The sequence below is a fragment of the Curtobacterium sp. 1544 genome (assembly GCF_040544915.1).
GTDB classification, from domain to species: domain Bacteria; phylum Actinomycetota; class Actinomycetes; order Actinomycetales; family Microbacteriaceae; genus Curtobacterium; species Curtobacterium pusillum_C.
Genome location: NZ_JBEPKX010000009.1, coordinates 125,886 through 133,417, shown reverse-complemented (window position 1 = coordinate 133,417; position 7,532 = coordinate 125,886). Strand labels below are relative to the sequence as shown.

7 protein-coding genes are annotated in these 7,532 nt (G+C 71.1%); 1 reads left to right on the top strand and 6 read right to left on the bottom strand.

The features are described from left to right. Positions 1–178: 178 nt before the first annotated feature. The 3 genes from ABIC61_RS07990 to ABIC61_RS07980 form a co-directional block, all read right to left on the bottom strand. The gene (locus ABIC61_RS07990; protein WP_354029487.1) at positions 179–310 is read right to left on the bottom strand and encodes a hypothetical protein; all 132 of its coding nucleotides are present in this window, start codon (positions 308–310) and stop codon (positions 179–181) included. A 117-nt stretch (positions 311–427) separates the two neighbouring features. After that, on the bottom strand, positions 428–931 hold the full coding sequence (locus ABIC61_RS07985) for a peptide deformylase (RefSeq protein WP_144750446.1): 504 nt from the start codon (positions 929–931) through the stop codon (positions 428–430). 1 nt (position 932) lies between these two features. Next, positions 933–4,343, bottom strand: coding sequence for a pyruvate carboxylase (locus ABIC61_RS07980; RefSeq protein ID WP_354029486.1), 3,411 nt, complete (start codon positions 4,341–4,343; stop codon positions 933–935). A gap of 60 nt (positions 4,344–4,403) precedes the next feature. Between ABIC61_RS07980 and ABIC61_RS07975 the strand changes: the two genes are divergently transcribed. Then, positions 4,404–5,216, top strand: a complete 813-nt coding sequence (locus ABIC61_RS07975) for a ParA family protein (RefSeq protein WP_079238821.1) — start codon at positions 4,404–4,406, stop codon at positions 5,214–5,216. Positions 5,217–5,580: 364 nt separating this feature from the next. Here the strand turns inward: ABIC61_RS07975 and ABIC61_RS07970 are convergent, their stop codons facing one another. The 3 genes from ABIC61_RS07970 to ABIC61_RS07960 form a co-directional block, all read right to left on the bottom strand. Further along, entirely contained in the window at positions 5,581–6,141 is a 561-nt protein-coding gene (locus ABIC61_RS07970) for a MerR family transcriptional regulator (RefSeq protein WP_070418635.1), read from the bottom strand. A gap of 150 nt (positions 6,142–6,291) precedes the next feature. Next, positions 6,292–6,996: a transcriptional regulator FtsR gene (gene ftsR, locus ABIC61_RS07965; protein WP_354029485.1), complete on the bottom strand. Its 705-nt coding sequence runs from the start codon at positions 6,994–6,996 to the stop codon at positions 6,292–6,294. Next, positions 6,996–7,475, bottom strand: coding sequence for an FHA domain-containing protein (locus tag ABIC61_RS07960; protein ID WP_144750452.1), 480 nt, complete (start codon positions 7,473–7,475; stop codon positions 6,996–6,998). The genes ftsR and ABIC61_RS07960 overlap by 1 nt, the downstream gene beginning before the upstream one ends. Positions 7,476–7,532: the final 57 nt, after the last annotated feature.

Sequence of the window (7,532 nt, the reverse complement as noted above, 5' to 3'; positions counted from 1 at the left end):
CAGCGACCCGCTCGGCGGTGTCGGCTGCGGCGGCCTCGTCGATCTTGGGGACCATCAGCCGCGCGTGGTGCCGGGTGATCGCGCCTGCGTCGCCCCCCCCCCCGGGCCTCCAGGCGGTTGCCACTGCGCGCGGGGCGCGACCCGCTGTCGGGTCAGCGCGTCGGCGTCTGCTGCGCGGTCAGTGCTCCAGCGTCTGCTGCGCATCCGAGGCGTCGAGGACGGCCGTCGAGGAGGTCGTGACCGGGACCTCGGCGGGGCGACGGTTGGTGCGGGTGCGGTGCGAGCTGAGCTCGTCGTTCTGAGCGGTCATGCTGGGTGTCCTGGGGGTGTGGGAAACGGTGTCGGTGGGAAGCCGACAGCAGCACGGTACCTCTTCGTCAGGACAAAGCGACAATCCCCCGTGGGGGTGTCACTCTCCTTGCAACCGTCAGTGGAACCAGTCCTGCTCGCGGATGTCGCGGAGCGCCTGCCGCCGGACCTCCGGGTCGAGCGTCATGACGTACACGGTGCCGCCGAGGTGGTCGACCTCGTGCTGCAGCGCCTCGGCCATGAGTCCGGTGCCCTCGAGCACCACCTCGGCCCCGTCGACGTCGACGCCACGGACCTTCGCGTACGGGTACCGGCGCGTCGGGTACGACAGGCCGGGCACGGAGAGGCAGCCCTCGTCCATGAGCTCCGGCTCGCCCGAGACCTCGACGATCTCCGGGTTGAGGACGTAGCCGACCTCGCCGTCCACGTTGTAGGAGAAGGCGCGGAGGCCGACACCGATCTGGGGTGCGGCGACGCCGGCGCGGCCGGGCTCCTTGACGGTGTCGATGAGGTCCTGCACGAGGTCGCGGATTCCCGAGGTCCCGAGTGCGTCGGGCCGGATCGGGTCGGACGGCGAACGGAGGACGGGGTCGCCGAACAGGCGGATGGGACGGACGGTCACGTTACTGCAGCACCACCAGGAGGTCGCCGGCGTCCACCTGCTGGGTCGCCGGGATCGCGAGACGGCCGACGGTGCCCGACACGGGCGCCGTGATGGCCGCTTCCATCTTCATCGCCTCGATGCTCGCCACGGCCTGACCGGCCTCGACGACGTCACCGACGGCGACCTTGAGCGTCACGACACCGGAGAACGGTGCCGCGACGTGCTTCGGGTCGGACTGGTCCGCCTTCTCGGCGGCCTTCGTCTCGACCTCGATCGAGCGGTCGCGGACGTACACCGGGCGGAGCTGCCCGTTCATCGTCGCCATGACCGTGCGGACGCCGCGGTCGTCGGCCTCGCCGATCGCCTCGAGCCCGACGAAGAGGTTCACGCCCTTGCCGAGCGGCACGGTGTGCTCCTGGCCGGGGCGGAGGCCGTAGAGGTAGTCGACGGTCGGGAGGACCGACAGGTCGCCGTACTGCTCGCGGACGCTCTCGAACTGCTTCGTGGGCTGCGGGAACAGCAGGCGGTTGAGCGCGCTCCGACGTTCCGGGCCTGCTGTGGTCAGGTTGGCCCGCTCGGCGTCCGGCACCGGCGTGATCTCGAGCCGGACGTCTCGGCCCTCGAGCACCTTCGAACGGAACGGCTCTGGCCAGCCACCCGGCAGGTCGCCGAGCTCGCCGGCCATGAAGCCGATCACGGAGTCCGGGATGTCGTACTTCTGCGGGTTCTGCTCGAAGTCCACCGGGTCCGCGTTGACGGCCGCCAGCTGCAGCGCCAGGTCGCCGACGACCTTCGAGGACGGCGTGACCTTGGTCGGGCGCCCGAGGATACGGTTCGCCGCGGCGTACCAGTCCTCCACCTGCTCGAAGCGGTCGCCGAGCCCGAGGGCGATGGCCTGCTGGCGGAGGTTCGACAGCTGGCCGCCCGGGATCTCGTGCTGGTACACGCGACCGGTCGGCCCGGGCAGCCCGGACTCGAACGGGGCGTACGCCCGACGCACGGCCTCCCAGTACGGCTCGAGGTCGCCGACCGCGGTCAGCGAGATGCCGGTGTCGCGCTCGGTGTGCGCGAGGGCCGCGACGAGGGCGGACATGCTCGGCTGGCTCGTCGTGCCGGCCATCGGCGCCGCGGCGACGTCCACCGCGTCGGCACCGGCCCGGGCGGCCGCCAGGAGTGTCGCGAGCTGCCCACCGGCGGTGTCGTGCGTGTGCACGTGCACGGGCTGGTCGAACCGCTCGCGCAGCGCGGTGACGAGCTTCTCGGCCGCACCGGCGCGGAGGAGCCCGGCCATGTCCTTGATGCCGATGACGTGCGCGCCGGCCTCGACCATCTGCTCCGCCAGGCGGAGGTAGTAGTCGAGCGTGTAGAGGTCCTCCGCCGGGTCGAGGAGGTCGGCGGTGTAGCAGAGCGCGGCCTCGGCGACGGCCGTGTCGGTCGCCAGGACGGCCTCGAGGGCCGGACGGAGCTGGCTGACGTCGTTCAGGGCGTCGAACACGCGGAAGACGTCGACGCCCGTCGCGGCGGCCTCGGCGACGAACGCGTCGGTGACCTCGGTCGGGTACGGCGTGTAGCCCACGGTGTTGCGGCCGCGGAGCAGCATCTGGATCGGGATGTTCGGCATCGCCTCGCGCAGGGACGCCAGGCGCTCCCAGGGGTCCTCGCCGAGGAAACGCAGGGCGACGTCGTACGTGGCACCGCCCCAGGCCTCCACGCTGAGCAGCTGCGGGGTGAGCCGGGCCACGTGCGGTGCGACGGCGACGAGGTCCTTCGTGCGGACGCGGGTGGCGAGGAGGGACTGGTGGGCGTCGCGCATCGTCGTCTCGGTGACGGCGAGGGCAGTCTCGTCGCGCAGGGCCTTCGCCCAGGCGCTCGGGCCGAGCTCGCGGAGCAGGTCGCGCTGGCCGGCGGGCACGGGCGCCGTCAGGTCGAGGGCGGGGAGCTTCTCGCTCGGCTCGACCGTCTGCGGACGCCGCTCGCCGTTCGGCTTGTTGACGGTGACGTCGGCGAGCCAGTTCAGGACCTTCGTGCCGCGGTCCTTCGAGACGTGGCCGCTGAACAGCTGCGGGCGCTCCTCGATGAACTTCGTCGAGACGTCACCGCGGGCGAAGTCCGGGTCCTCGAGGACGGCCTGCAGGAACGGGATGTTCGTGCTGACGCCGCGGATGCGGAACTCGGCGAGGGCACGCTTCGCACGGGCGACCGCCGCCGGGAAGTCCCGTCCGCGGCAGGTCATCTTCGCGAGCATCGAGTCGAAGTGCGGGCTGATCTGCGCGCCGGTGGCGACCGTGCCGCCGTCGAGGCGCACGCCCGCGCCACCGGGGCTGCGGTACGTCGTGATGCGGCCGGTGTCCGGGCGGAAGCCCTGCGTCGGGTCCTCCGTCGTGATGCGCGTCTGCAGTGCCGCACCGTGCACGCTGACGGTGTCCTGCGACAGGCCGAGGTCGCCGAGGGTCTGCCCGGCGGCGATCCGCATCTGGGACTGCACGAGGTCGACGTCGGTCACCTCTTCGGTGACGGTGTGCTCGACCTGGATGCGCGGGTTCATCTCGATGAAGACGTGCTGGCCGGCCCGCTCGCCCTCGGTGTCGAGGAGGAACTCCACCGTTCCGGCGTTCACGTACCCGATGGAACGGGCGAAGGCGACGGCGTCGCGGTGCAGCGCCTGCGCGATCGACGGGTCGAGGTTCGGCGCCGGCGCGATCTCGACGACCTTCTGGTTCCGGCGCTGGACCGAGCAGTCCCGCTCGAACAGGTGGATCGTGCCCGCGTCGGTGCCCGTGGCGTCGGCGAGGATCTGCACCTCGATGTGGCGCGGCCGGATGACGGCCTGCTCGAGGAACATCGTCGGGTCCCCGAAGGCGCTGTCGGCCTCGCGCATGGCCTCCTCGAGCGCGGCACGCAGTTCGGGCTTCGTCTCGACCCGGCGCATGCCACGGCCGCCGCCACCGGCGACGGCCTTCGCGAACACCGGGAAGCCGATGGCGTCCGCGCCGGCGATGAGTTCGTCGATGTCGCGGCTCGCCGGGGTGCTCGCGAGGACCGGGACACCGGCCGCGATCGCGTGCTCCTTCGCGGTCACCTTGTTGCCGGCCATCTCGAGCACGTGCTCGCCCGGGCCGATGAAGGTGATGCCGTTCGCGGCCGCGGCGGCGGCGAGCTCCGGGTTCTCCGAGAGGAAGCCGTACCCCGGGTAGATCGCGTCCGCGCCGGACTCGAGCGCCACGCGGACGATCTCCGAGACGTCGAGGTAGGCACGCACGGGGTGCCCGCGTTCCCCGATCAGGTACGCCTCGTCCGCCTTGAGACGGTGCAGGGAGTTGCGGTCCTCGTACGGGTAGACGGCGACGGTCTGCGCCCCCAGCTCGTACGCGGCACGGAATGCACGGATGGCGATCTCGCCACGGTTGGCGACCAGGATCTTGCTGAACACGAGGTCCCTTTCAGCCCGGGTTGAGGTGAGACAACCCTACTGGCGGTAACGTTGCTGACCGTGCATGTACTCAGCGTGAGCTCCCTCAAGGGTGGTGTCGGCAAGACGACGGTGACGCTCGGCCTGACTTCGGCCGCGTTCGCCAAGGGACTGCGCACGCTGGTGGTGGATCTCGACCCGCAGTCGGACGTCTCGACCGGCCTCGACATCAACCTCTCGGGCCACCTCAACGTGGCCGACGTGCTCGAGAACCCGAAGGAGAAGATCGTCCGTCAGGCGATCGCCCCGTCCGGCTGGACGAAGGGCTCCCAGGGCAAGATCGACGTCATGGTCGGATCGCCCTCGGCCATCAACTTCGACGGGCCGCACCCGTCCATCCGGGACATCTGGAAGCTCGAAGAGGCGCTCGCAAACGTCGAGCAGGACTACGACCTCGTCCTCATCGATTGCGCGCCGTCCCTGAACGCGCTCACCCGCACCGCCTGGGCCGCGTCCGACCGCGTGACGGTCGTCACCGAGCCGGGACTCTTCTCCGTGGCCGCCGCCGACCGTGCCCTCCGCGCGATCGAGGAGATCCGCCGCGGCCTGTCCCCCCGCCTGCAGCCGCTCGGCATCATCGTGAACCGTGCCCGCGTGCAGTCGCTCGAGCACCAGTTCCGCATCAAAGAGCTCCGGGACATGTTCGGCCCGCTCGTGCTCTCGCCGCAGCTGCCCGAGCGCACGTCGCTGCAGCAGGCGCAGGGTGCCGCGAAGCCCCTGCACGTGTGGCCCGGCGAGTCGGCGCAGGAGATGGCGCGGAACTTCGACCAGCTGCTCGAGCGCATCATGCGCACGGGCAAGATCGGCCCCTACGCCGAGGGCGGCGCCGCGTAGCGTCCGGCTCCGGGCCCGCCCGGCCCCGGCCCGCTCGGCCTCGCCGAGCGGGCCTTTTTCGTCGCGCTCGGGCGCCGGAACCGACCGTTTGTGTCCGCTCGGCGTCTGGCGCGCGGCGTGTTCTGCCCACTCGCCGTCGCGTCGCCTGCCCGGTCAGGTCCGTCGGGCGCGGCACGCGCGACGCCCGCACCGGTCGACTGCCTGGAGGCGCGGGTCACCTCCGCCACCCACGCGCACCTCCGGCCCAGACCGAGCGGGCGGAACACGCCACGGGTCGTCCGCCGAACGGGCACGAACTACCGGTCGGCGCCGCCGAGCGTGACGTATTCGGCCCGCTCGGCGCGGAAGACGCTCGGCGCAGGGACTACGAAGCGCGGGACGCCCGGCGGGCAGCCAGCTCGTCGTCGGGGTCGGCCGCGGGCGTTGCGTCGAGCTCGACGAGGGAGCTCTCGACCTCGCGCAGGACCTTGCCCACCGCGATGCCGAACACACCCTGGCCACGAGAGACCAGGTCGATGACCTCGTCGTCGGAGGTGCACAGGTAGACCGAGGCGCCGTCGGACATCAGCGTCGTCTGGGCGAGGTCCGACACGCCCGACTCGCGGAGCTGGTTCACGGCGGTGCGGATCTGCTGGAGGGAGATGCCCGTGTCGAGCAGGCGCTTCACGAGCTTGAGCACGAGGATGTCGCGGAACCCGTAGAGCCGCTGCGACCCGGAGCCGGCGGCCCCACGGATCGTCGGCTCGACGAGCTCGGTGCGGGCCCAGTAGTCGAGCTGGCGGTACGAGATGCCGGCGGCACGGGCAGCGACGGTGCCGCGGTACCCGTTCTGCTCGTCGTGCTCGGGCAGGCCGTCGGTGAAGAGCAGCCCGAGGTCGTACCGGGTCATCTCCGACTCGGTGCCGGGGGTGTCGTTCCCACTCATCAGGCTGCCTTCCACGACGATCGAGCTCTCATCCGAACGTTCAATGACGGGTTGAGAGTTGTTCCGAGGTCCACGGTAGCGACTCGAACCGCTCCGGCGCGGGACATCCGACTCGGCGCGTCCGGCGTGTCGAGGATACGCCTCACGAGGTCATGCGTCGAGACGCCCGATCGCCGTCCGGATGAGGTTCGACCGGATCACTTCGAGGTGCCCGGCGATCTCCCGCGCGAGCTCGGTGGCCTTCGCTCGCGAGGTCGCGTCGCCGCGGCGGGACACCGGCATGAGGGCCGACTCGATGAGCCCGACCTCTCGCTCGGCGACGCTGCGCATGGCGCGGAGGTGTCGCGGCTCGATGCCGGTGCGCTGGAGTTCGACGAGTGCCTTGAGCACACCGACGGCATCCTCGCCGTAGGTGTCGGCGGCGGGCAGCAGCGAGGCGGAGACCGCGTCGGCGAGGAGCATCGGCGACGCCCCGGCCGCGCGGACGGTCTCGTCGCGGGTGTAGCGGCGTTCACGTCCGAGGATCGACGGCTTCGGCGCATCGCCACCACCGGGGAGGACGGGGTCGCGGCCGGCATCGAGGTCAGCGAGGTAGTCCTTGATGACCTTGAGCGGGAGGTAGTGATCGCGCTGCAGGCCCAGGATGACCCGGAGCCGTTCGAGGTCCGCTGCCGAGAACTTCCGGTAGCCGCTGGCGGTCCGGATCGGCGTGACGAGCTCGCGTTCCTCGAGGAACCGCAGCTTCGAGCTCGACAGGTCCGGGAACTCCGGTTTGAGGCGTGCGAGGACCTGCCCGATCGTGAGCAGGTCCGGTACCGCGGACCCCGCCCGGGCCGCGGAGGACCGTGCGGCCACTACGCGTTCGCCAGGCGCGCCAGGTCGACCCGGGAGGCGTAGAAGGTGAGGCGGAACTTGCCGACCTGCACCTCGGACCCGTCGGTGAGCGGCGCTTCGTCGATGCGGTCACCGTCGAAGTACGTGCCGTTGAGCGATCCGTTGTCCTTCACGCTGAAGGCGGTGCCGTGGCGGAGGAACTGCGCGTGCTTGCGCGACACGGTGACGTCGTCGAGGAAGATGTCGGCGTCGGGGTGTCGCCCCGCCGTGGTGACGTCCGAGTCGAGGAGGAACCGCGCACCGACGTTCGGGCCACGACGGACCACGAGCAGCGCCGACCCGGAGGGCAGGGCATTGATCGCCTCACGCTCCTCGGCGGACACACCGGACTCGGCGGTCAGCGCCGCGCCCATGTCCATGCTGAAGGTCAGTGTGGTGTCGACCAGCCGCTGCTCAGGGGTCTTCTGACCGTCCGGCTGCGGGACCACTGGTTCTGGCATCGTGGACCTCCTCCTCTTGGCGCACCAGCGTATCGGAAACGAGCGACCGAACGGGAG